The organism is Salmonella sp. SAL-020, from assembly GCF_017372215.1.
Lineage (GTDB): Bacteria > Pseudomonadota > Gammaproteobacteria > Enterobacterales > Enterobacteriaceae > Salmonella > Salmonella enterica.
Genome location: NZ_CP071691.1, coordinates 32,137 through 54,898, shown reverse-complemented (window position 1 = coordinate 54,898; position 22,762 = coordinate 32,137). Strand labels below are relative to the sequence as shown.

Annotated in this window: 20 protein-coding genes and 2 pseudogenes; 8 read left to right on the top strand and 14 right to left on the bottom strand. The window is 51.5% G+C overall.

What is annotated here, in order from left to right; translation table 11 throughout:
• Positions 1-136: 136 nt before the first annotated feature.
• The 6 genes and pseudogenes from spvC to spvR form a co-directional block, all read right to left on the bottom strand.
• Positions 137-862 carry a type III secretion system effector phosphothreonine lyase SpvC gene (gene spvC, locus J1G48_RS22955; RefSeq protein ID WP_001122242.1) on the bottom strand — a complete coding sequence of 242 codons (726 nt, stop codon included), beginning with the start codon at positions 860-862 and terminating at the stop codon, positions 137-139.
• Positions 863-1,142: 280 nt separating this feature from the next.
• Complete coding sequence (gene spvB / locus J1G48_RS22950) at positions 1,143-2,918, bottom strand: SPI-2 type III secretion system effector NAD(+)--protein-arginine ADP-ribosyltransferase SpvB (RefSeq protein WP_001676648.1); 1,776 nt, start codon at positions 2,916-2,918, stop codon at positions 1,143-1,145.
• 51 nt (positions 2,919-2,969) lie between these two features.
• Positions 2,970-3,137: a hypothetical protein gene (locus J1G48_RS22945; protein WP_001526987.1), complete on the bottom strand. Its 168-nt coding sequence runs from the start codon at positions 3,135-3,137 to the stop codon at positions 2,970-2,972.
• The gene (gene spvA / locus J1G48_RS22940) at positions 3,100-3,867 is read right to left on the bottom strand and encodes a virulence protein SpvA (protein WP_001676649.1); all 768 of its coding nucleotides are present in this window, start codon (positions 3,865-3,867) and stop codon (positions 3,100-3,102) included. The genes J1G48_RS22945 and spvA overlap by 38 nt, the downstream gene beginning before the upstream one ends.
• Positions 3,868-4,040: 173 nt before the next feature.
• A pseudogene (locus J1G48_RS22935) lies at positions 4,041-4,281 on the bottom strand (lysozyme); the annotation flags it as partial.
• A gap of 97 nt (positions 4,282-4,378) precedes the next feature.
• Positions 4,379-5,272, bottom strand: coding sequence for a virulence genes transcriptional activator SpvR (gene spvR / locus J1G48_RS22930; protein WP_000346690.1), 894 nt, complete (start codon positions 5,270-5,272; stop codon positions 4,379-4,381).
• 607 nt (positions 5,273-5,879) lie between these two features.
• Here spvR and J1G48_RS22925 point away from each other — a divergent pair.
• Complete coding sequence (locus J1G48_RS22925; protein ID WP_001121400.1) at positions 5,880-6,917, top strand: IS630 family transposase; 1,038 nt, start codon at positions 5,880-5,882, stop codon at positions 6,915-6,917.
• A gap of 188 nt (positions 6,918-7,105) precedes the next feature.
• Here the strand turns inward: J1G48_RS22925 and J1G48_RS22920 are convergent, their stop codons facing one another.
• The 5 genes from J1G48_RS22920 to J1G48_RS22900 form a co-directional block, all read right to left on the bottom strand.
• Complete coding sequence (locus tag J1G48_RS22920; protein ID WP_077907510.1) at positions 7,106-8,131, bottom strand: ExeA family protein; 1,026 nt, start codon at positions 8,129-8,131, stop codon at positions 7,106-7,108.
• Positions 8,064-9,728 carry an IS481 family transposase gene (locus J1G48_RS22915; protein ID WP_000098781.1) on the bottom strand — a complete coding sequence of 555 codons (1,665 nt, stop codon included), beginning with the start codon at positions 9,726-9,728 and terminating at the stop codon, positions 8,064-8,066. The genes J1G48_RS22920 and J1G48_RS22915 overlap by 68 nt, the downstream gene beginning before the upstream one ends.
• On the bottom strand, positions 9,712-10,272 hold the full coding sequence (locus J1G48_RS22910) for a recombinase family protein (RefSeq protein ID WP_001240330.1): 561 nt from the start codon (positions 10,270-10,272) through the stop codon (positions 9,712-9,714). Before J1G48_RS22910 ends, J1G48_RS22915 begins: the two co-directional genes overlap by 17 nt.
• Before the next feature lie 206 nt (positions 10,273-10,478).
• The gene (locus J1G48_RS22905; protein ID WP_001541566.1) at positions 10,479-11,219 is read right to left on the bottom strand and encodes a carbonic anhydrase; all 741 of its coding nucleotides are present in this window, start codon (positions 11,217-11,219) and stop codon (positions 10,479-10,481) included.
• Positions 11,220-11,873: 654 nt separating this feature from the next.
• The gene (locus J1G48_RS22900) at positions 11,874-12,362 is read right to left on the bottom strand and encodes a hypothetical protein (RefSeq protein ID WP_001135409.1); all 489 of its coding nucleotides are present in this window, start codon (positions 12,360-12,362) and stop codon (positions 11,874-11,876) included.
• Between the two features lie 257 nt (positions 12,363-12,619).
• Here J1G48_RS22900 and J1G48_RS22895 point away from each other — a divergent pair, with 257 nt between their 5' ends.
• The 4 genes from J1G48_RS22895 to J1G48_RS22880 all read left to right on the top strand — a co-directional run bounded on the left by J1G48_RS22895 (position 12,620) and on the right by J1G48_RS22880 (position 15,418).
• A complete protein-coding gene (locus J1G48_RS22895) occupies positions 12,620-13,735 on the top strand; it encodes a DNA-binding protein (RefSeq protein WP_001247117.1) in 1,116 nt (371 codons plus the stop codon).
• A gap of 85 nt (positions 13,736-13,820) precedes the next feature.
• Positions 13,821-14,237 carry a hypothetical protein gene (locus J1G48_RS22890; protein ID WP_001541564.1) on the top strand — a complete coding sequence of 139 codons (417 nt, stop codon included), beginning with the start codon at positions 13,821-13,823 and terminating at the stop codon, positions 14,235-14,237.
• Between the two features lie 102 nt (positions 14,238-14,339).
• Positions 14,340-14,756 (top strand): hypothetical protein, encoded by a 417-nt coding sequence (locus J1G48_RS22885; protein ID WP_000988946.1) that lies wholly within the window; start codon positions 14,340-14,342, stop codon positions 14,754-14,756.
• Between the two features lie 56 nt (positions 14,757-14,812).
• Complete coding sequence (locus J1G48_RS22880) at positions 14,813-15,418, top strand: DUF2913 family protein (protein WP_000176303.1); 606 nt, start codon at positions 14,813-14,815, stop codon at positions 15,416-15,418.
• On the opposite strand, the gene J1G48_RS22875 is transcribed toward J1G48_RS22880, so the two are convergent.
• Positions 15,415-16,356 (bottom strand): Rpn family recombination-promoting nuclease/putative transposase, encoded by a 942-nt coding sequence (locus J1G48_RS22875; RefSeq protein ID WP_000728919.1) that lies wholly within the window; start codon positions 16,354-16,356, stop codon positions 15,415-15,417. The two genes, J1G48_RS22880 and J1G48_RS22875, sit on opposite strands and share 4 nt — an antisense overlap.
• Before the next feature lie 414 nt (positions 16,357-16,770).
• Here J1G48_RS22875 and J1G48_RS22870 point away from each other — a divergent pair, with 414 nt between their 5' ends.
• Both J1G48_RS22870 and J1G48_RS22865 read left to right on the top strand, forming a co-directional pair.
• On the top strand, positions 16,771-17,976 hold the full coding sequence (locus J1G48_RS22870; RefSeq protein ID WP_000427676.1) for an AAA family ATPase: 1,206 nt from the start codon (positions 16,771-16,773) through the stop codon (positions 17,974-17,976).
• Positions 17,976-18,950, top strand: a complete 975-nt coding sequence (locus tag J1G48_RS22865) for a ParB family protein (RefSeq protein WP_000064277.1) — start codon at positions 17,976-17,978, stop codon at positions 18,948-18,950. Before J1G48_RS22870 ends, J1G48_RS22865 begins: the two co-directional genes overlap by 1 nt.
• A gap of 81 nt (positions 18,951-19,031) precedes the next feature.
• On the opposite strand, the gene J1G48_RS22860 is transcribed toward J1G48_RS22865, so the two are convergent.
• Both J1G48_RS22860 and umuD read right to left on the bottom strand, forming a co-directional pair.
• Entirely contained in the window at positions 19,032-20,306 is a 1,275-nt protein-coding gene (locus tag J1G48_RS22860; protein ID WP_000457542.1) for a Y-family DNA polymerase, read from the bottom strand.
• A complete protein-coding gene (gene umuD / locus J1G48_RS22855; protein ID WP_000925628.1) occupies positions 20,306-20,728 on the bottom strand; it encodes a translesion error-prone DNA polymerase V autoproteolytic subunit in 423 nt (140 codons plus the stop codon). Before umuD ends, J1G48_RS22860 begins: the two co-directional genes overlap by 1 nt.
• Before the next feature lie 300 nt (positions 20,729-21,028).
• Between umuD and J1G48_RS22850 the strand changes: the two are divergent.
• Positions 21,029-22,750: pseudogene (locus J1G48_RS22850) on the top strand (ParB/RepB/Spo0J family partition protein); the annotation flags it as partial.
• Positions 22,751-22,762 lie beyond the last annotated feature (12 nt).

Below are 22,762 nucleotides of genomic sequence, written 5' to 3'. Positions count from 1 at the left end.
CCTTTACGGTGCCGGAATTCGTCAGTAAGGGGGGAGCCTTCAATGAAAATTTGTAATTTATTGATTAATAAATTAATGAGCATTTAAAATAGCTGTTTAACGGCGTTTACTGTTCCGTTGCTCCCCAAACCCATACTTACTCTGTCATCAAACGATAAAACGGTTCCTCACGTAAAGCCTGTCTCTGCATTTCACCACCATCACGCCCACTTCGTAGTTCATTACGATAACTGAGATATTTCCAATTTTCAGGATGAACGTCTGACTCAGGACACTGTCCTGAAATAACCCCATTTTCGGATAGTCTGGATTCCAGACACTCTATAAATTGCCGTGTCTTGTGGAGAAACGACGCACTGTACTGCGAATTTTCCTGGTCTGGTTTTATATACAACGTGAACTGAGCGCCCAGGCTAACACGGGCTTGTTGAACGACCTTCTCCATATCGGTCACTTTCCACTTATCTACCGGACTGTCCTCTGAAAACAGCAATCCGGACAGCGCTTGAAATGCTTGTGGCACCATATCCCTGAGCACACTGATGTGGAACTTGTCACCGGCAAATTTGCCCTGAGACTGAGGTGATTCTCGACGAGCATGGATGAAAACATCGTAACCATGGTTATTCAGCTGAAAACCTTGGCTCATAGCAAAGAAACCACTCTGGCGCATCCCTGAATAGTCAGGCACATCCAGCGCCTCTTTAAAGTGGGATACCGGCATCTTCCGCATTTGGTTGTGCAAGGAGTTGAAATTATTTTTCAGGTGCTTATTTGTAGATGGTATTTCCGCCCCATCATAAGCAGCTACAATATTCAAAGGAGGGATGTTTAGATTTAGATTAGGCCTATTTATGGGCATGGGAAATCTCCTTTGCGATATGGATATATCGCCATATTATTAGATATAAATTCTCAGTTTTTTTTAATAAAACGATTAGTTATCCAGAAAACCTCATTTTTTATCAGGCGAAAAAATGATATTTCGGTCCGTTCCGAGCAGAAAGTTAAAGAAGGGTAATGGCAAAAGTTTAGATGCACTACTTTGCGGGCCTAGGGTGACGGAAAAATCTGGGGTTCCGGAGTATAACCCCTTATAGAGCTAGGCCGCTCATACCACTTCTGGAATAGATTCTTAGTATCTATGAGTTGAGTACCCTCATGTTTATTATTCTTTTTATCCTGTTTGTGTCAGCAGTTGCATCATCACTTAATCTCAGCTTACTAAGCTGGCTTGCAAAGTCTTGGGATCCACAATTTACAATGCTTTCGATTTTGAGTTTAGTATTTGGAGGGAAAAGCATCTCTGCCTCTCCCTTAAAATGTGCAACATCTCCGAGTATTCTACCTTTATGTCCTTTTTCTAGGTATATGTTGAGAATAGTGTCATTTATCCATGCCTTATCTGGCGATGTACTCATAAAAGCTTTATCTATTATTATATTACCTATAGTAGTGTATTCCTTCAGCACATCCGATAATGCGGGCTTATCAAGCTTCAGGCCCCGGTATACGACTCTGTGATCTGTTTCGGGAAGTGAACTTAATCCCTCCGCAATATCATTTATATAAACTGACATGGCATTTTTAAACTCCTCATCACTGGGTTCATTTGTGGAAAGATAGTCTCTGGAGAGCAGAGTTTCTTTTGCCTGTGTTTCAGGATAATCATCCCCACGTAAATATTTATTAATCACACTGTACCCTTGAGCTGAATAGTACCTCAGAGCTTGAATCTGCTTTGATTCCTCTACAATCGCCCATTTTGATTTTGGTCGAGATGAATTACCTCCCATCATCGGAGGAGGCGGTGGCGGTGGCATCATATTGTTGACAGGAGCTCTTCTATAACCGTCGCCTTCATAGGCCAGCGTCCGAGCAGCGCAAAGCTGTGTCAGTATCGGATTTTCGTCATACTCCAGCAGCAGACGGGAAACCAGCGTATCGGCTTCACCCAGTTCATCAGGAAAGTGGTGGAACATCAGGACTTGGCGGCACAGGCGATGGAGGCGGATCTCAAAGCCGTAGTTATACAGGGAGAAGGGATCCTGGCGGGCGAGCCAGCTGTTCTGAGCAGTGAATGCAGGCGGTACCTGTGGATCTACACCACGTTCGCCGTAGTCAAACACTAGGGTGAACAGCCACTGTACCGCGGGTGTGGCGCTAGTCCAGAGGTACAGATCGGCGGCGGGGGTCGCGTTGCCATACTGTACCTTGCTGAGATAGCGCATGGCGCTGCGATCGCGTCCGGCCTCGTTCCCATTGAGGTCCACATTGTCACCGTTCTCCGCCAGGTAGGAGTAATAGATATGCTCGCCGGCAGGGGTCACCGACTCCTCAACCAGCCATTGCGCCGTATGAGAGGCGGCCTGCGGATCGCTGAGGCGTGCTGCGGCGGTTTTCCCCAGCAGGTGCAGGATGCCGTTACTGTCATGCAGTAACCAGAAATCATCGCCGTTGCTGTTGCCCACCCAGTACTCCAGGCGATAAAAACTGCTCTCCGTGCGGGGCTGATAGCGGGTCACCGTGTAGCTTTGCGGGAACGATACGTCACCGTACGCGAAGCAGGTGACGGGATTGGGGGCATCACCGGTGCTGAGCGTTTGAACCAGCACTTCTCCGTCCGGCCCCAGAAACTCATCGCTGTCGTTATACTGCGGCACGCCATGGCTGGTGCGGCGGGCAATGCTCATTGTCGCGCAGGACCAGCCCACGCCGAAGGGGCCATTGCCGCCACCGCTGCTGTAGTGCAGCGCCAGCGCAGGCGCAAAGCCGCGTTCGGCGCTGATGGGCAGAGGCAGCGTTATACTGGCTAGGCCGTCAGGGCCTGACTGACTCAGCGCCTTGCCCCCTTTTGGCAGGAAAGGGGGAGTGATCAGCGCTAAAGTGGCAGATGAAAAACCATTTAGTATCAACATACACTATCTCCTGAAACTGGCCGTCTGACGATGGCCAGGTATATTTTCTGCTTACAGCGTCTGCTCTACGGCCTGTTCAAAAGTGCTGCCGCCGTACAGCGCGGTAGAATGCACCTGAACAATGACGTCGCTCAGATTCTGCAGAATGGTCTGCTGCTCACTACTCTGGTAGCGCGGGAAGCTAAACTGCCGGCTGGCACGCAGAGTACCCGCAATCAACTGTTCCACCTGGGGGAACGGTAATCGCTAACTGTCGGGCAAAGGTATTCAGTGCTTCAAATGGCGTATAGTCGGCGGTTTTCAGCCCCAGATTGGTCTGGTAAAAAGAGGTCAGGTCAGTGGCGGTACTGTTGTCCGGCTCGGTCGGCAGTGTCTGCTGCTCTGGTGACAGCCGGCTGGCGAGCTCCATGGCATAGTTACTGTTATCGCCGGTCAGCGAGTTGCTCAGGAACCACGGCCAGTCAATGCTGCTCTCGCTGATAATATCTTCCAGCGACACATCGGTATTCAGCAGAGATAACTCCACCTGGTCGTGTGGAAAATGATACGGCAGCAGGGTCGGTATTTGCTGGTTAATGGCATCATTAACCACCATCAGGGTGGCCAGGTCCGGCCGACGCTCTGCCTGTCCCTGAATACCGCCGACAGCGGAACTGCTCAGGTTCGTGCCATTGTCCAGTGTCTGCTGCAAGGTCCCCCGAACTCTGCGGGTCAATTGATTTTCTCGGAACATGCAGCGGATATACTGCGCCTGGCCCATCGCCAGGTCCCAGGCTTTACCTCCGCGGGAGCCCGGCCATGACATATTGGCGTTAATAAACTGTTTACGGGTCTGACGGACAATATCAAACACGGAATAATAATTATATTTTGCAAAATTCCCTGCCGGGACCCGGATGGCGGTTTCGACCTGTGAAAGTGCCGGACTGGTGGTCTGATTCATATTCATAAATAATGATGACTCCTGAAAATAAACAGAATGAAATCCTGAAGACTGATAATGTCTGCAGGGGAATTATTTTGTATTGCCAGAAAATGAGTGGCTTATATTGAGTTTATTTATGTGCTATTTTTCTGCTGTGCGGAATCGCGGTTCCCGGTGTGCAAAGATGGCACAACAAATTAACTCAGGAATAAACAACGTTCAGCGCTCCGGCGTCGGGTCAGGCCGGGAACAACCTGACCGCTGGCGTGGTCCCATTTCAGGAATTCATTCGCTGCGCCGTCATAGTCACCGTTATTCAGTTTCTTCAGTAAAGTGGCGTGAGCCAGCGCGTTAATGCCCATGTTTTAGGTAATCCACCAGAGCATCAAACTGATTCTGTGTCAGATTGACGGCGACCAGCCGGTTTACTCCATGCTCCGCGGTGAACTACCGCTATGGAGGATGGGGATTGCTGACAATCTGAATCTGGCAAATGCCGTGAATACAGGTGTTGCGGCCCTTACGCTGCATAAGGTCAGAAGGTGGACTGTTTCAGTTCCTGCTGTATCAGTTTTATAGCTTTACGATAATCTGGTGTCTCCCGTTTCTTGGTCGGGTAATACAAGGAGGTACAGAGCGCTACGCCTTTGATGTGCAGTGCGTGATCTGTTGATAATCCCAGAGCCCGACAGACTCTGACGGGGATGAGTAACATCGCCAGCCCTTGTTGTAACCGGTACAGTGAACTGAACAAATCGACGTTATCAAAACTGAATGCAGGGTTGGTAATACCTAGTGTCTGTTTAAAAAAATGGTATATGGTGTCCAGATTAAAATTTTTAGCCCCCTCATGAAAAAGTACAGGTGTTCCGGCCAGCCTGTTGATATCAGGTTTGCCGCAGAGAAAGAATTTTTTAGGAATAAATAACATGACCCCACCCTCCACTGATGTCCGGCAGACAAGCGATTCCCGATGAAAATAATTTCTGGCAGAAATAACAATGCAGTTGTTTGTCTGACACAGTTCTTCTATTATTTGGCTGTTAACGGCTCTCCCCATTATATTTGTTTTTTGGCCGGAAATGGTCAGTGCTGAAATGATCAGATTTTTTAAACTTTCCGGATAAATTTCGTCAAATATTATTTCTAGTTGTTTCGTTTTACCCGTAGGTCCGATTTCCTGCTCCAGTGCATGTAAGAAAATATAATGGGATTTTACTTTTCGATAAATAGTTTGTGCAAATTCGGTTGGGATAAGAGTGCCATTCTTCCGTATAAAGAGTCTTTGTTTCAGCTCTCTTTCCAGGTCTGAAATAACCCTGCTCAGCGGGGTTCGGGTGATATACAGTACTGATGTTGCGATACTGAAGGAACCTGTTTCCATCAGTGTTATGAAAATTTTTAATTTTTTATTAATCAAGAAATCCATAATATCTCCTTTTTTTTTCAGAATAATCCTGAAAAAATGTTTTGATGTGCAAAAACAGGATGGCGGTGACCTGTTTTTGCACAGACTGATTAGTTCTTACTAATCATGGTGTTACTGGATAGGATTATGGGCGATAGATTTTATGCATACCCTGACTTTATTTCTGAGTGGATTTAATTGACCTGTTATGATGTATAGCTGGATAACAACGATGTATACCCATGATCAATGAAGATGCTTGGTTTCAAAAATAATCAGGATCATGCTGATGGCTATGAATGTTGAGTTGACCGCAGAACAAAAAATCGCTCTTGAAGCATTACAACGAAAAAGTCGCGATCCCATAAATGAACAGAACCGATGTACGACCGGGCCGGAATTAAACGGGAGGCGTTATTAGGCCTGGCGCACTACAGGACAGAATGCAGAGCCTTTTTATAGGTTCAGTCGAACGAAAACTCACGCCAGGCGAGAAAGGTTGTCTGAAAAATCGATTAGTGTGCACTAAATAGCTTCGCAAAATAGTAGATCACTGAAAGGGAACTCAGCCCGGATTGTGCGATCTGATCAATCGCCAAACATCACAAATCACCAACCGGACTGAGCGATGCCGATCATAGCAGCAATTCCTGATGAAGAACGACAACTGATGCGCAAAGAGGCCCAACAAACCTACGATAAAAACCATGCGCGACGGCTTATCGCCATGCTGATGCTGCATCAGGGAATGACCGTCACTGACGTTGCCAGATTACTCTGTGCCGCCCGTTCATCCGTTGGTCGATGGATAAACTGGTTTACTTTACATGGTGTTGAAGGACTAAAAAGCCTCAGACCCGGACGTGCTCCACGCTGGCCGGTCGCTGATATCCTTCAGCTCTTGCCACTATTGGTACAGCGTTCCCCGAAGGATTTTGGCTGGCTGCGCTCACGCTGGAGCACGGAGCTTCTGGTACTCGTCATCAACCGACTTTTTGATGTGACGCTGCACCGCTCCACCCTGCACCGATATCTGAGGCAGGCAGATATGGTCTGGCGCAGGGCAGCGCCAACGCTGAAAATCAAAGATCCGCACTATGAAGAAAAACGGCTTGTCATTGATCAGGCGCTGGCTCAGGAGCAGACTGCACATCCTGTGTTTTATCAGGATGAAGTCGACATCGACCTGAACCCAAAAATTGGCGCTGACTGGATGCCCAAAGGGCAACAGAAACGCATCGCCACGCCGGGACAGAACCAGAAGCATTATCTGGCAGGCGCACTGCATTCAGGTACGGGACGGGTTCACTACGTCAGTGGCAGCAGCAAGAGTTCTGATTTATTTATCAGTCTGTTAGAAACGTTACGCCGTACATACAGGCGGGCGAAAACCATCACACTGGTGGCGGATAACTACATCATCCATAAAAGCCGCAAAGTGGAACGCTGGCTGGAAGAAAACCCGAAGTTCCGGTTGCTGTTCCTGCCGATGTATTCGCCGTGGCTGAATCCGATAGAGCGACAGTGGTTGTCGTTACACGAAACCATAACGAGAAATCATCAGTGTCGGTACATGTGGCAGTTACTGAAACAGGTAGCACAATTTATGAATGCCGCTTCACTGTTTCCCGGCAATCAACAGGGTCTGGCTAAAGTGGAGCGGTAATATGCGAAGCTATTTGTAGCGGCTCGCAATCGAAATCCCCCCGACTCGCAATCAGCGCCAATTTTGGCTCACATTAACTGCAAATGAAAAACGCCACCGGCTCACATTAGGTGATAATGGGCTCGCATTTATCCTGCCCGGCTCGCAATCCATTCCACCGGGCTCACAATAACTGCAAATCAACATCGTCATATTGGCAGACCGACCGCCAGCATTCTGTCGCGTAGTTCGGCCGTGCGGGCAGGGTCTAACTGATTATTAAATAATGCCCTGATTTCAGCTGGTTTTGCATCGAACTGCTCCACCATATCCTTCAGCCGGTAACCATGTCGCGTGAGCGTCGGCTCCAGGTCATCCAGCTGACGTGACAGCACGGATTCAACCAGAGTGGCAGTAATCGGTTTTTCGCCCGTCTGGTATCCTGCTTCCATCGCCAGCGTCAGGTGCAACTGGACCTGCAGCGGTGTTCGCAGTTTCATCGCCAGCAGGTCAACGGCTTCGGTCGTTAGAATATCTTCCGGCTTACCCTTACCGGTGCTGGTCTTCAGCAGCCACTGGATATATTCACGCTGACTGCCGGTGATCCCGTCCAGTGTAAAAATATCGGTACGATAGCCAATTTCCTCCATCGTCGGACGACGCAGGTCATTACGCAGTTTTGGGTGACCGGCCAGAACGACGGACAGCCTACCACCGCCGTCTTCAACCACTTCCATCAGCCGTTTGAGCCCCGTTAGTGTATTACCGTTCAGGTCATGGGCTTCATCAACAAACAGCGCCACCGGGCGTTTGCCTTTTTTGACCAGTTCCTGCAGCTCACGCTCGCGGCGTTCACCTTGTTTGTGGATCTGCACCTGTTTATCCTGTGCCAGGTCATAAAACAGGGCATTAATCAGCGTGGCGAGCCGGACACTCTGTTTGTCCACCGACAGGGAGCGGGCGACAATGATTTTATTTTCATCCAGCAGTTGCTGCTGCAGGCGTCGCAGAGTGACGGTTTTACCGCTTCCCACCACGCCACAGACCGCTATCAGTCGTCCTTCGCGTATCGCACCCTTAATGTCTTTCATCAGCTGCTTATGGTGGGCAGTTTCATAATACCCGGCCTGTTCAATAGACTGCGTCAGTCCATAATGCTCCATCACTTCAACCCGCATGGTCCTCTCCTGATTGTCTGCTACGAAAATAGTCTCTGATGCGGGCAAGTACTTCACTACGGTTAAGCGTCTCAGTCAGAATACTGTCGATAAACGCCCGGTCTTCATCCGACATTCTGGCCAGCGGTATGGCCAGATCGTCGGCAATTGCCAGTTTTGCCGCAATAACGGTGGGAAAGTGGTATTCAAATTTTCGGGTATCAAAGGGCTGATGTGGCAACGCATCAATGCGCTGCTGAGTGTCATCACTGACCACGCGGAGATCGCTGCCGGACAATGCGCTGATGGGGATGTTCAGCTGCCTGGCCAGAGCATGGATACGATCGGCCCGTTCAGCCGCTTTACCGCGTCTGAACGTCCGGTAACGGTGCAGCGGCACAGGCCCCGACACCGGATAATAAGGCCCCCATGTTTCACCGGTAAACTCCACATACATCTCTTCGTCAAACAGCCCCCACAGCAGAATGACGGTTTCACCCGCCATATCCGGTTCAACTTCCCATGCGGTGCCGTCTATCGTTATCCGCGCATCAACACCCACCTTGCGGGATTCCGGCTCCCGGGCGAACCGACAGTATTGTTCCCAGCTGCACATATCCCTCACACCTTCCTGGCCGATATTTGCCAGCCAGTCCTCCAGTCGGGAGTGTTTCTCGCTGCGGTGACGCTGCGCGTTATAACGGCTCAGATAGTTCCAGAGCCATTCGTTGGCCTGCAGCTCCGTTTCCGGTTTATGGAAATGGTACAGAGTTTCATGTGCCTCCTTGACGGTCCGGAAAGGACGTTCAACTTTACCTTTGGACCGTGCCGTCGTCCGGGGGCCGTCCTTGCCTGCCGGCGTATGCGTCAGCCAGTCAACCTTCAGGGACTGCATCACATTCTGGAATACATGGTTTTTGGCCACCGGTCCATTATCGAGGTACAGCAATTTCGGGCGGCCCTGAAAAGGAAAATCAGACCTGGTTTTTGGGGCCATGGCGTTAAAGAGAAAACGCAGCGCAGATTCCGCATCCTCACCGTACACACACCGGTATTCCTGGTATGCGACACCGCTCCGGTCATCCACTACGCTGAAGAGCATCAGCGTGGGTTCGCCCCGGGCAGGATCTACCCAGTCAGGCCGCTCAATATGTTTGAGATCGGATGGCGACATATCAAACTGCCAACAGTCATTGCTGTTTTCAGCCTGAAATCTTACCGCCGGAGGCTCCCGTAACAGGCGGGGCTGGTCGAGACGCCAGCGGGAAAGCCAGCGATTGACGGTCTGCTTACGAAGTAAGCCTTTGGGACTTTTAATCAATCCCTGGACCGTCTCCACGCCATGCTCTTCCAGCAGCTGTATTGCCCGTCCGGTCGACAGATGGCGGCCGGATTTATTTGTGGTTCGTAATTTCAGTGCAGCAATCAGTTCGCAGTAATGCTCCAGCTCGGACGGTGGCAGTATCCGGGGTTGACCATGATCACTGCGGTGGGCCGTTCGCGGTTTCAAAACAAGGTGAAGAGCGCGATAAACCGTCGTGACTGAAATACCATACAGCTGGGCGGTAGCGGCAATCTGATTGGCACGTTCAGGGCTTTTTGGCGGCAGGCGATCGAGCCGTTGCCGTAGTTGCAACAGGGAGTCAGACGGAATCGCGCTACGCCGGCTGCTCATAATTTTCCAGCGCCCGGTAGACTGACGCCCTCCCAATCCCGAGCTGGCGGGCGATGGCTGTGGCTCCCATCTTCTCAATGGTATACAGACGATATACCTCAGCAGGATCTATGGACGGTTTCCTTCCCCGGTATACGCCCCTGGCTTTCGCCGCGGCAATGCCTTCCATCTGGCGTTCACGTCTCAGATTGGTTTCAAACTCAGCGAAAACACCCAGCATATCGAGGAAGGCTTTGCCTGCAGCTGAACGCGTGTCCACTGGCTGTTCTGTTGCCCTGAGCGTTACGCCCTGTTGATTCAGGGCATACACAATGTCCTGCAGGTCCTTAATGCTGCGGGCCAGGCGATCCACGCGTGTCACCATCAACGTATCACCAGGGCGCAGGAACTCCAGCAGCAGCTGCAACTCGCTCCTTCCGGTCCGGCCGCTTCCGCTGGCTTTTTCTGCACGAATAATTTCACAACCAGCAGCGCGGAGAATTTGTGTCTGCAGAGTAAGATCCTGATCGCTGGTTGAAACGCGGGCATAGCCGTAAAGTGCCATAATGGTGAAAACTGTCTCGTTTAACTCTAGATGATGAAAACGTAACACCGGAATGGGATAAAAACAACCCAAATGAGACAGAAAAACTGTCTCACCAGACTGTGCGCTTTGGGTGTACTCAAAAAATACATTTTCATTCCAGAGAAAATTTAATGAGCTCTTAATGTAATGCGAGGCTGACTGTATTCGGACTCGGACTGCTTCAGTTATACTTCGAAAAACTCAACCTTACCGCCAGTAAGGTGATACATACTGCCAACGATTTTAATTTTCTTCTCATCTTCCAGTTGTTTCAGCACCGGGCTGTTTTTGCGGATGTTTTCGATAGTCAGCTCGACATTTTTTCGTGCCACCGCATCGACAAAATCATAATTGCTACCTTTACGCTCACCGCTATACTCCGTTTTTGCAATCGCGGGTTTAATTTCATCCAGCAGCCCCGTCAGGTTACCCAGTTCAGCATTATCAATAGCACAGCGTACTGCGCCACAGCGGGTGTGTCCTATAACCAGCACTACTTTCGCGCCGGCAACTGCACAGGCAAACTCCATGCTGCCCAGCATATCGCGATTACTGATATTACCCGCTACGCGGGAATTAAACGTCTCACCGATCCCCGCATCCAGCACAATTTCCGCCGGCGCACGTGAGTCAATGCAGCTAAGGATCACCGCAGCAGGATACTGACCCGCAATACTGTTGCGCTTCTGTGCCAGGTAATCATGTTTAGCCGGGCGATTTTCCCGGAAGCGCAGGTTACCCTGTTTAAAATGTTCAATGACTGCATCTGGAGTCATACCGTCACGTTCCTCTTTGCTCAGTGATGCGGCGAAAGAGATAGTTGGTACCGATAAGGCCGCCAGCCCGGTGACAGACAAAGCAGATACTGCAAGAGTTTGTTTCAGGATTGCACGTCGTGAAGGTTGTGCTGGTTGGTTTTGTTCCATTATTTGCTCCTATTTACTGAGTTAACTCCAATTGCTGCGATTATACGTAGGTAAACGTTAATCAAACCAAAACGACAATTTTTAACCAGTATGAATAAATATCTGAGACCAGTCGAACTGGAAAATAGAATGCTGGCAGTCGGTTTGCCGATATGACGAAGTTGACTTGCAGTTATTGTGAGCCCGGTGGAATGGATTGCGAGCCGGGCAGGATAAATGCGAGCCCATTGTCACTTAATGTGAGCCGGTGGCATTTTTCATTTGCAGTTAATGTGAGCCGAAATTTGCGCTGATTGCGAGTCGGGGGGATTTCGATTGCGAGCCGCTACAACTAGGAACTCTGTGTGTTCCGAACTTCATAAGTCTGGAGCGTTCATCTCATTCTTTGAGTGTCCGTTTGGTAATTCCGGTTGTCGCGTCACAGTTATGATACGGAGAAATCAGGTGTGGCTCTCAGTCTGGTCTGGCTTGAACGTGGCCATCCCAGAGCCAGTGCTGTTGCTGATGTACTTTCAGCCGCAGGCTTTCCTGATTTCGGGAAGTAGCTCCAGCAACTGGCCAAAGAACCTTCGCAACGTTGAATAAGCCTGATTTATTTTCACTGACTTATGTGATTAATGCTAATGTACGCATACATTAGCATTAATCATGCATTTAATCCCCTGCGCCTTTCTGTCTGTTCTGATTTTTCTGGTAGTCCTGCTTCACTCTCCCGATATTCTTCAGAACTGTCTGCCAGTGGTCCTCTGCCTGCTGCCGGTAGCGTTCGGCAACGGCAGCAATAATGTCAGGATCACTGTCATGGCTGCGGTGCATGCGTCCCTTCTGGCCAAAGATATCAACAATAATATTCTGGCTGCCCTGCCTGTCGAAAAGATGAGCGCACAGGCGCTTTACAACCAGCGGAGTATAGTCCAGCCCGGCCTCATCAGCGATCTGGAAGAAGAAGTACAGCATCTCATACGTTTTGTAGCGCTTGACGGCCGCACTGAGTCTGGCTGCCCGTTGTGGTGCTTCCCAGGTGTCATCCCTGTAGTTACGCAGTTCTGCCTGGTAGTCGGATTCCAGGTCTTCCTCTGTATACCGGTGGTGGCGGAAAAAGTATTCCCTGGCCCGTTTGACGACTGATTCATCCTGCGGCATGTCTGTCTCTGGTTAATGCTAACGTATGCGTACATTAGCATTAACACCAGTACCTGGCAAGGAGAGTGGCGTGCATCGTACCTGTGGTGCATCCCGCCCGGGCTCCGGACATGCTGTGCCAGCAATTCGACCGGCGGTGCGCTGTCCTGGTGCCCTTTTTCGCTACCCTGTCACGTCTTTAATTTGTTTGTTAGTTAGTTTATTTGTTAGTTTGTTTGTGTATAATATAAGCATACCCTTTATGCGGAGACTGACAGATGCGTCCGGCGACATACGAACCAGAACAGATTATTGAAGCAGGGCTGGCCCTGCAGGCTGAAGGACGGAATATCACCGGGTTCGCACTACGTAACCAGGTGGGTGGCGGCAATCCGACACGTCTCCGCCAGATATGGGACGAATACCAGGCTTCACAGAGCACGGTCGTCACTGAACCCGTTGCCGAGCTGCCAGTGGAAGTGGCTGAAGAAGTGAAGGCCGTCTCCGCCGCGCTGTCCGAACGCATCACCCAGCTGGCGACAGAACTGAATGACAAGGCGGTCCGGGCTGCAGAACGCCGGGTTGCGGAAGTCACGCGTGCTGCCGGTGAACAGACCGCACAGGCAGAGCGGGAGCTGGCCGACGCCGCGCAGACAGTCGACGACCTGGAAGAAAAACTGGATGAACTGCAGGACAGATATGACAGTTTGACGCTGGCGCTGGAGTCAGAACGTTCACTGCGTCAGCAGCATGATGTGGAGATGGCCCAGCTGAAAGAGCGTCTTGCGGCCGCTGAAGAGAATACCCGTCAGCGAGAGGAACGGTATCAGGAGCAGAAGACAGTGCTGCAGGATGCGCTTAATGCGGAGCAGGCACAGCACAAAAACACGCGGGAAGACCTGCAGAAACGACTGGAGCAAATTTCTGCCGAAGCTAATGCGCGTACAGAAGAACTGAAGTCTGAACGCGATAAAGTCAATACTCTCCTTGCCCGCCTTGAATCGCAGGAAAATGCGCTGGCCTCAGAACGTCAGCAGCATCTGGCCACCCGCGAAACGCTGCAGCAACGCCTCGAGCAGGCCATCGCTGACACGCAGGCGCGCGCCGGTGAGATTGCACTTGAACGTGACAGAGTCAGCAGCCTCACCGCAAGGCTGGAATCGCAGGAAAAGGCCTCCTCGGAGCAACTGGTGCGTATGGGCAGTGAAATAGCCAGTCTGACAGATCGTTGCACACAGCTGGAAAACCAGCGTGATGATGCCCGTCTGGAGACGATGGGGGAGAAAGAAACGGTCGCGGCACTGCGTGGTGAGGCTGAAGCCCTGAAGCGTCAGAACCAGTCACTGATGGCGGCGCTTTCAGGCAATAAACAGACCGGTGGCCAGAATGCGTGATGATGACAATTCAGACTCCTGTGATGAAGCGCCCCGGGCGGAGGATAAATGCTACACCAAAGGGCGGCTTCGGGATGAGTTCAGGATGAAGCCAGCCCCTGGTGCGGAACCGGTCAGAATGTACAAAAGTCCTTACGGCGGGAAATACGGCGTATGGCGGCTGGCTGACTGCGTCCCGATGCGGGCGAAACGCCCTCAGACAGAAAAACAGCGGCTGGCCAGCACACGTCTGGGCCTGCAGGCCCGGATGAAGAGTGAGCGTGGCAGGTTCGCCATGCTGGCACATACCTGGTTAGCACTGGGCCCCGTCTTCCTCGATACCGAAACGACCGGACTTGATGCCGGCGCGCAGGCGCTGGAAATCGGTCTGGTGAATGCCCGCGGTGAGAGGATATTTGAGACCCGCCTGAAACCCACAGTCGGCATCGATCCGGCAGCAGCTGCAGTACAAATCGTTACGGAACCATATCGCTTTCCGGTGCTGTCAGTCAGGCTGGCCTGAGCTGGATCGGGGTGGCTCATTCCGCCGTCACTGACGCCGTTATGACAGCACAGGTGGTAAACAATATTGCCGGATACTGGCATGAACTCCAGTGTGAAATGAATGATGACGCAGGGAGTGAGCCAGCATAACGCTGCTCTCTGGCTGGTCAGACAGTTGCAGGGATTAATTCAGGAGTCTGAAATGGAGAATATGTTGAAAACTATGCGTGAGCATTTCCCCGTTCGAACAGTGGTGATCGAACAGTCTCTGGATATGTTTGGTGTCAAACGAAATGAGGACGGGACGTTACTCTTCCCCCGTCACTCCGATAAACGTTTTCCCGTTGCACGTATCCGTAAGCGACTGGCGGCTTATGGCTGGCGAGGAGAACGCCTGAATAAGGAGGTGGCGCGAATCGTCGCGGGCCCTGATATCCTCCCTGAGAGGAGGGACTACAGCATTATTTTCCCTTACGGATGGGAGAAGAAGCAGCTGACGCGTGAGATGCGGCGAATGTTTCTCCGTAAGACGGGCTGACGTGTGCTGATTATGCCTGATGAATTACATCATTTTTCTGACTTGCGGGAGAAGCCGTGACATTGACAGAAAAATCAGGTCATCTGGCGTGGTGTGCCCTGGTGGCGCTTGCGCTGGCCAGGCAGGATGGTGGCGTTCTCTCGCCGGCACAGGAAAACCTCTTTCTCACCCGCTGGCTGGCGACTGCGCTGAAGCAACGGCGTTTTTCTCGTGATGTGACGCCCGATATCGAGTGGCTTTTGAAACAGGGACGTCAGATGGGCGTCAGCGCCAAGCTGGCCAGCAAGCTGAATTACCTCTGGCGTTCATGCACCGGTGAGTTGTCCGAGCAGAACGACCTGTTCCGGCTGACGTATGCTCTGGAAACAGCGAAAGATATGCACTGGAACTACCGTCTGCTGAGCGATCGGGAATGGTCCGGCCGGAATGCTGTGGCGCTCAGTGCAGGCGTGAACGGCATTTATCTCTCACAGGCCAAACTCGATGTCGGTTTTAACGACAGCGGCCGACAGATAAATTCGCTGACAGCACGTTTGACAGGGAACGTAGCGGGGGTAATGAAGCTGTTTGATCGCTGTGGCTGGCTGGCAGAGCCTGATGCCTCCCTGCCCCACCAGTATTCGCTGATGGCCGGGCAGGGAGTGCCAGAAAAGGGGGATTAGTGGCGGATCTGCGCCAGGTCGTCTTCAGTCAGACCGGTCATTTTCATGACGGTATTGCGGTCAATGCCGTTCTGGAGCATGGTACGGGCTATTTTCAGAGTCGCTTCGCGCTCCCCTTCTGAACGGCCTTTTTCAATACCACGTTGTTCACCGAGCTGAATCCCCTTCTCGATGCCCTTCTGTTCGAGCTGTTGTGCGATGGTCATAAGTGCGTCTCCGTGTTGCGGCACACGCTGTGCCAGTTCGCGTACAAAGGCTTCGGCGTCGGATGTTTCGCCTGCCTGCACTATATAGTGTACCAGCGATATTACCTGCGATGAAGACAGATATCCGGCCAGCAAAATGGGCGCCAGCCGGTCAACCAGTTCTGCCAGGTCCCGCTGATGAATATGTTTCTGCAATAAAGTCAGGGCGGCCATGCTACGGTGGCCGGCGATTTCATCATCCGGAATGACCGTAACGTCTACCAGCGGGAAAGCGCTGCTGTAGAGTTTGCCTGCCAGCGCCGTATCGTCAAATTCGTCCAGCCAGCGGGTGGAGTACGGATACGGGCTGCGTTTCCCCGTATAGAACAGCACTGGTATCACCAGTGGCAATTTTTTATGCCCTGCCTCCAGGTGGCGCTGCATGGCGGCCACCGCATAGCGTATCAGGCGGAAAGCCATATGTTTGTCAGGTGTTGACTGGTGTTCAACCAGGACATGAATATATCCGTCGCCGGCTGTGGTTTTCAGGCTGTAGAGGACGTCGCTGAAATACTGGCGGAGGTCATCCTCAACAAACGAGCCTGATTCCAGTTTCAGTGTACTGAGATCGCAGATGGCACGCAGCTCTGCCGGCAGATGCAGCTCCATAAAATCCCGGGCAATGTCAGGTTGTGTCAGAAACTGCCGGAATGTCGCGTCGTGGGGAGTCGGCGTAGTGTTTTTCTTTTTCATCAGTCCATGCTCTGAAAAATGACCCGGTCATAGTATCACAGGCAAAAAATGCTGACATTGCGAGGAACGGAATTGCAATTCCTTCAGGGGTTGTCCCCTCTTTCTTTTTTAATCATCAGCTTGCTTGCCCGGAGATATCCATGTCCTGGCAGAAACAGGTACTGCTGAACTATACCCCAATGTGACAGGCTGACGCGCCCTTTGGGCTTGTCCAACCCTTCGCCTGCTCAGATGCAAGATCTGAACAGACTCACGGTTTGCGCTGTGGGTCAACAAAATGATTGTGGATGTAGTGCCCTCTTCTCCATTTAATCTTCGGTGCCCCCTGTGAGAGCAAAATCAAAATATTATGATTTATTTCTTGCAACATGATTCTTTTTGTTAAAAATGACAAAAAACATCATGAGGTGATAAATGGAAAATATTGAGCAGTTACGGAAAGTCGCCACACGTGCAGGTAAACTTCTGACATCCTTGAGCGAAAGTATCCGCCAGCAAAAAGAGGAATTGAAGCTTACCGAGTTCTATCAGGAATACAGCAAAGCCGCCCTATATAAGCTGCCTAAGCTAAGCAAAGGGAGTGTTGAGTATGCTGTGGCCGAAATGGAAGCCAGTGGCTATATTTTTAAAAAGAAACCTTCCGGCAATACGATGAAGTACGCGATGACGATTCAGAACGTCATCGATCTGTATTTCCATCGTAAAGTGCCCAAGTACAGAGATCGCTTCGATAAAGCGTTCACTATATTTGTATGTAACCTTAAAGGTGGCGGTTCCAAGACAGTTTCTACCGCTTCATTATCCCATGCCTTTCGGGCTCATCCTCAGCTTCTGTTCGAAGACCTGCGTATCCTGGCCATCGATTTCGATCCGCAGGCATCTCTGACAATGTTCCTGAGCCATGAGAATTCAGTGGGCCTGGTTGAAAATACGGCTGCTCAGGCCATGCTCCAGAACGTGTCTCGTGAAGAATTACTTTCCGATTTCATCGTGTCGTCAATTATCCCGGGCGTTGATGTTATTCCCGCTTCCATTGACGATGCATTCCTTGCTGAAGGCTGGAAGGGATTGTGTGAGGAACATCTGCCTGGGCAAAATATTCATGCAGTGCTTAAAGAGAACATTATCGACAAGCTCCGGTATGACTACGACTTTATCTTCCTTGATAGTGGTCCTCACCTCGATGCGTTCCTGAAAAACTGCATCGGAGCGGCAGACCTGATGTTGACTCCACTTCCTCCGGCAACGGTTGATTTTCATTCTTCCCTGAAGTTTGTAGCCAGCCTTCCTGCGCTTATTGATTCGATCGAACAGGATGGACACACCTGCAATCTCATCGGAAATGTAGGTTTTATGTCCAAAATCCTGAACAAGTCTGATCACAAAATTTGCCATAGTCAGGCCAAAGAAGTATTCGGTGCCGATATGCTCGACATGGTTCTGCCGAGGCTGGATGGCTTCGAGCGATGCGGGGAGACTTTTGACACAGTTATTTCCGCAAATCCAGCAACCTATGATGGAAGCACCGAGGCGCTTAAAAGCGCAAAATCAGCAGCGGAAGACTTTGCGAAGGCCGTATTTGATCGCATTGAGTTCATTCGTACTAACGGAGGTATGTGATGTCGAATGAGAGAAGAAAAACTATTGGCAGACAGTTAAATACCCAGGCGTCAATGGTTGAGATGACTGACACCCAAAGAAGTCAGGTATTTACCCTAAAAACCGGCAGGAAGATAACGTTCAGGTTTGTTCGGGTACCTGCATCGGACGTTGAAAGTAAGACATTCGTAAACCAGGAAACCAACGGAAGAGATCAACTTGCTCTGACCAGGGAGTCCCTGAAATCTATTATCCAGACGATTAAGTTTCAGCAGTTCTTCCCCTGTATTGGCATTCAGCAAGGTGAAAGGATTGAGATACTGGATGGTTCAAGACGGCGAGCCTCAGCGATTTATATCCGTACAGGCCTTGATGTAATGGTTACCAATGAACGTTTATCAGCTGATGAAGCTCGCCATCTGGCTAAAGATGTCCAGACAGCTAAAGAGCATAACCTTCGGGAGATCGGCTTAAGATTGATGGCTCTGAAAGAGTCTGGATTCAATCAAAAGGAAATTGCTGAACTGGAGGGGTTATCCCAGGCTAAGGTCACCAGGGCACTGCAGGCGGCAGCAGTACCGCAAGAATTGATTTCTCTGTTCCCGGTTCAGTCTGAGCTGTCGTTTAGTGACTATAAAATTCTGTTAGAGGTTAATGAAAAACTCAGTGAAAAGGGTTTAACGTCTGAAGGGCTCATTCAGTCTGTCTCAGATCAGCATGATGCAATTTTGAGTGACTACGAGCGACCAGACGACGAACAGAAAGCCAGTATACTGAAATTGATTTCTCAGGCCTCTCAGGCATTGATAGCTCCGCCTCCTAAGGAAAAGTCAGTAATTTCCGCACTCTGGACCTTTGAAGAAAAGGACAAGTTCGCGCGCAAGCGTGTGAAAGGGCGTACGCTGACTTATGAGTTTAGCCGTATGTCAAAAGTGGTTCAGGATGAACTGGACAAAGCTATCAACGAGGTCCTTGAGAGAAATTTGAGTCAATAATTTCGCCACGGCGATTTCACATCTAACTTATTGTAATTAAGTAATTTATATTGAGAATTTCAAGGTGAAATCGCCACAATTTCAAGTCAATTTCGCTGCAGGAATATCTGCCCAACGTGTCGTATAAGCTGGCGAAAGTAGTTCCCTTTTCATCTGCCACTCGGGGGCAATCCCCCGACCGGCGAACCATATTTTCCCCTTGCCCGGATGGTTAATCCCATCCAGGACTTGCATCAGCTGCTCGCTCCGTTCCCGCGGCTGTACTTCATCAAATAAATTAAGCTGCGATACCCCGGTTTGCGTGAAATCGTTCAGCATACAGCCTGCCTTTGCGTAACGGTGACCATCCACCCAGATCCTGTCCAGAGCTCTGACGGCAGCGGCAATGATGTCCCGTGTATCCTGCGTGGGGATGAGCAGTTTTTCACTGGCCAGATTACCGTAGTAGGGCTCAGTTACGGCGAACGGCGATGTTTTCACAAACACGGCAATATGCCTGCAGAACTGCCGTTCCCCACGCAGCTTTTCGGCGGCACGTTCAGCGTGCTGACAGACTGCCTGCCGCATCGCTTCATAAGTCGTGACTCGTTCTCCAAAGCTTCTGCTGCAGACTATCTGCTGTTTGGGGGGCGGTGCTTCCTCCAGGGAAATACAGCTTTCTCCATTGAGTTCCCGGACCGTTCTCTCCAGAACCACATTAAAGTTTTTCCTGATGAACGTTGGATTCGCGCGGGCCAGCTGCAGTGCTGTGGTGATCCCCATTGTGTTCAGCTTCTTTGAGATCCTGCGGCCCACACCCCAGATTTCCTCCACCGGTTGCAGTGACAGCAGTTTCTCCGTTCGTTTCTGATTGTGTAACGTCAGGGCAAGCACGCCTCCGAACTGTGACCATTCTTTCGATGCCCATTGCGCGCTTTTAGCCAGCGTTTTGGTCGGTCCCATTCCGACGCCGATGGTCAGCCCTGTGCCGGAACGAACGTGCTCACGCAGCTGTCGGCCGAAATCCTCGAAATCGATGCAACTGTCTATACCGCGAATATCCAGAAACATCTCGTCAATGGAGTACTGCTCAACGCGTGGCGCCAGCTCTTCCAGGTGAACCATGACCCTGTTCGACATTGATGCGTAGAGGGCGTAATTACTGGAGAACGCGATAACCGGCTCCGGAAATTTCGCCGACCTCAGTTGAAACCACGGCACCCCCATTTTTATGCCCAGTTTTTTTGCTTCAGCGCTGCGCGCGATTACACAACCATCGTTGTTACTCAGGACCACCACAGACCTGTCACGCAAATCGGGGCGAAAGACCTTTTCGCAACTGGCATAGAACGAGTTGACGTCAGCCAAAGCGAACATCAGTCTGTGCTCCGGGTTTTGTGTATAAAAGCCGTCACCACCCCGAAAATCTGCAGTTCTTCCGGATAAAGCGTGGGGTAGGCCGGATTCATCGGCAGCAGGGCGATACGGGGCTTCAACTGCAGGCGCTTAACGGTGAACTCGCCATCTGTTTCCGCGATGACAATATCCCCCTGCATGGGGTTCTCAGCTTTGTCGACAACCATTAAATCGCCGGAATGCAGACCCATTTCTTTCATCGAATCCCCGATAGCCCTGACGAAGAATGTTGCAGCCGGACGCCGTATACAGTAGGCATTCAGATCCAGTTCCTCCTCCGTGTAATCGGCGGCCGGCGACGGAAACCCCGCCGGGCAACGTTCGGTGAACAGCGGGGCAGTGGACTGTACCGGCTCCTGTTCGGGTGCTACAAGCAGTAACATGGCATACCTCTTAAAATACCTGTTTTTATATACAGCATTATTTAAGATATTTTCTGTCCTGCAAGTGAAATTTTACTGTTTCCCCTCAGATAACTGTTCTGCCTGGAAAAACAGATGTCAGGTTATCCACAGAATCAGTTAATAACCCTGTGGAGGAGCAACGCAGAACTGTTGGTATGTCATCTGTCCTCCTCTGGTGTTTCCCTTCAGCTCCTGTTGTCACCCCGGCCATTCCTGCACACCTGATGCTGACTGCCACCCGCTGCCAGTGTGCCGCGTCCGGCCTGTCACGGGACGGGCGCTGGCGGTCGCCGTCTGGCGGCGATGAATCTGTTGGCCACTGAGAACACGATCCACCCGGACTGGCCTGTCCGCGTGAAGGTTGTGCCGGATAATCTGGCGACCGCCGCTTCACTGACCGAGAACGGGCAGCATCTGGAAATGCACCCTGCCGAACAAATTGCGGGATTCCGCGCGATGGCAGCGGAAGGCAAAACTCCTGCACAGACTGGCGATCTGCTGGGCTATTCGCCCCGTCACGTACAGCGGATGCTGAAACTCGCGGGGCTGGCTCCGGTTATCCTGGAAGCGCTGGCTGCGGACAAAATCACCACGGAGCACTGTCAGGCGCTGGCGCTGGAGGACAATCCCGACCGTCAGGTGCAGGTGTACGAGGCGGCGTGTCGAGAGGGCTGGAACAATAAACCGGAAGTGCGCGTGATCCGTAATTTGATCACCGACAGTCAGGTTTCCACCCTCAACAACAGCAAATATACGTTTGTCGGTGAAAAAGCTTTCTCCGGCGATGAAATCCGCGCAGACCTGTTCAGCGACGAACAGGGCGGTTTTGTGGACAAACTGGCGCTGGATACGGCCCTGCTGGAAAAACTTCAGTGGGTGGCGGAGTGCCTGAAAGAGGCCGAGGGCTGGGCATGGTGCGCGGGACGGATGGAGCCTGTCAGCCGCTATGGTGAGGATACCGAAGTGTACCGTATTCAGGATGAGCCTGACGCGGTTTACACGGAGCAGGAACAGCAGCGCCTGGACGAGTTGCAGGAACTGTACGACGAAAACCAGACCGCCAGCGATGAAACCGACACGATGGAGTCAGAGATAGAGGCCATCGAATGCGCGGCACAACTCCGGGCATGGACGCTGGAAATGCGCGCACAGTCCGGCGTGGTGGTGTCATGGCGTCACGGTGAAATCTGTGTCCAGCGCGGGGTGAGCCTGCGTGAGCAGTCTGAAACGGAAGATGAACCCGCTCAGGTTCCGGTATATGAGCGCCAGCCGGAGCCTGTGGACGAAATCAGTGTTCCCCTGCTGACCAGAATGTGTGCAGAACGGACATTGTCGGTCCAGGCGGCATTGATGCAGCAGCCGGAAAAATCCCTGGCGCTTCTGGCATGGACGCTGTGTCTGAACGTGTTCAGCAGCGGCGCGTATAACCGACCCGCTCAAATCAGCCTGAACTGTAAGCATTACTCCCTGACAAAGGATGCGCCGTCCGGCGAGAGCGGTGTTGCGTTTGTGACGCTGTCGCAGGAGGGAAAACGTCTTGAAACGTTGCTACCGGAGGGCTGGACACAGGACTTCACCACCTTTTTCACCCTCAGCGCCAAAGACCTTACCGCCCTGCTCAGTTTCTGCACCGCATGCAGTCTTGACGGTATGCAGATGCGCGGCGCCGGAGGCACCACCCGCAGTCCGCTCGATAAGCTGGAAATCGCGCTCGCTTTCCATCTGCGCGACTGGTGGCAACCGACGAAGGCCGATTTCTTCACTGGCCTTAAAAAACCGCAAATCATCGCCGCGCTGAATGAGGCCGGACTGACAGGCGCGGCGCGGGATGCGGAGAAGATGAAGAAGGGTGATGCGGCTGAACTGGCAGAGGACAAAATGCGTGACAACCGTTGGGTGCCTGTCTGGATGCGCGCCCCTGATGCAGAAAACGACGTATCTGATACCGAAAACGGCAGTGCTGATGCAGACAGCCACCACACCCTGCCCGATGCAGCCTGATAACGGAGGCCG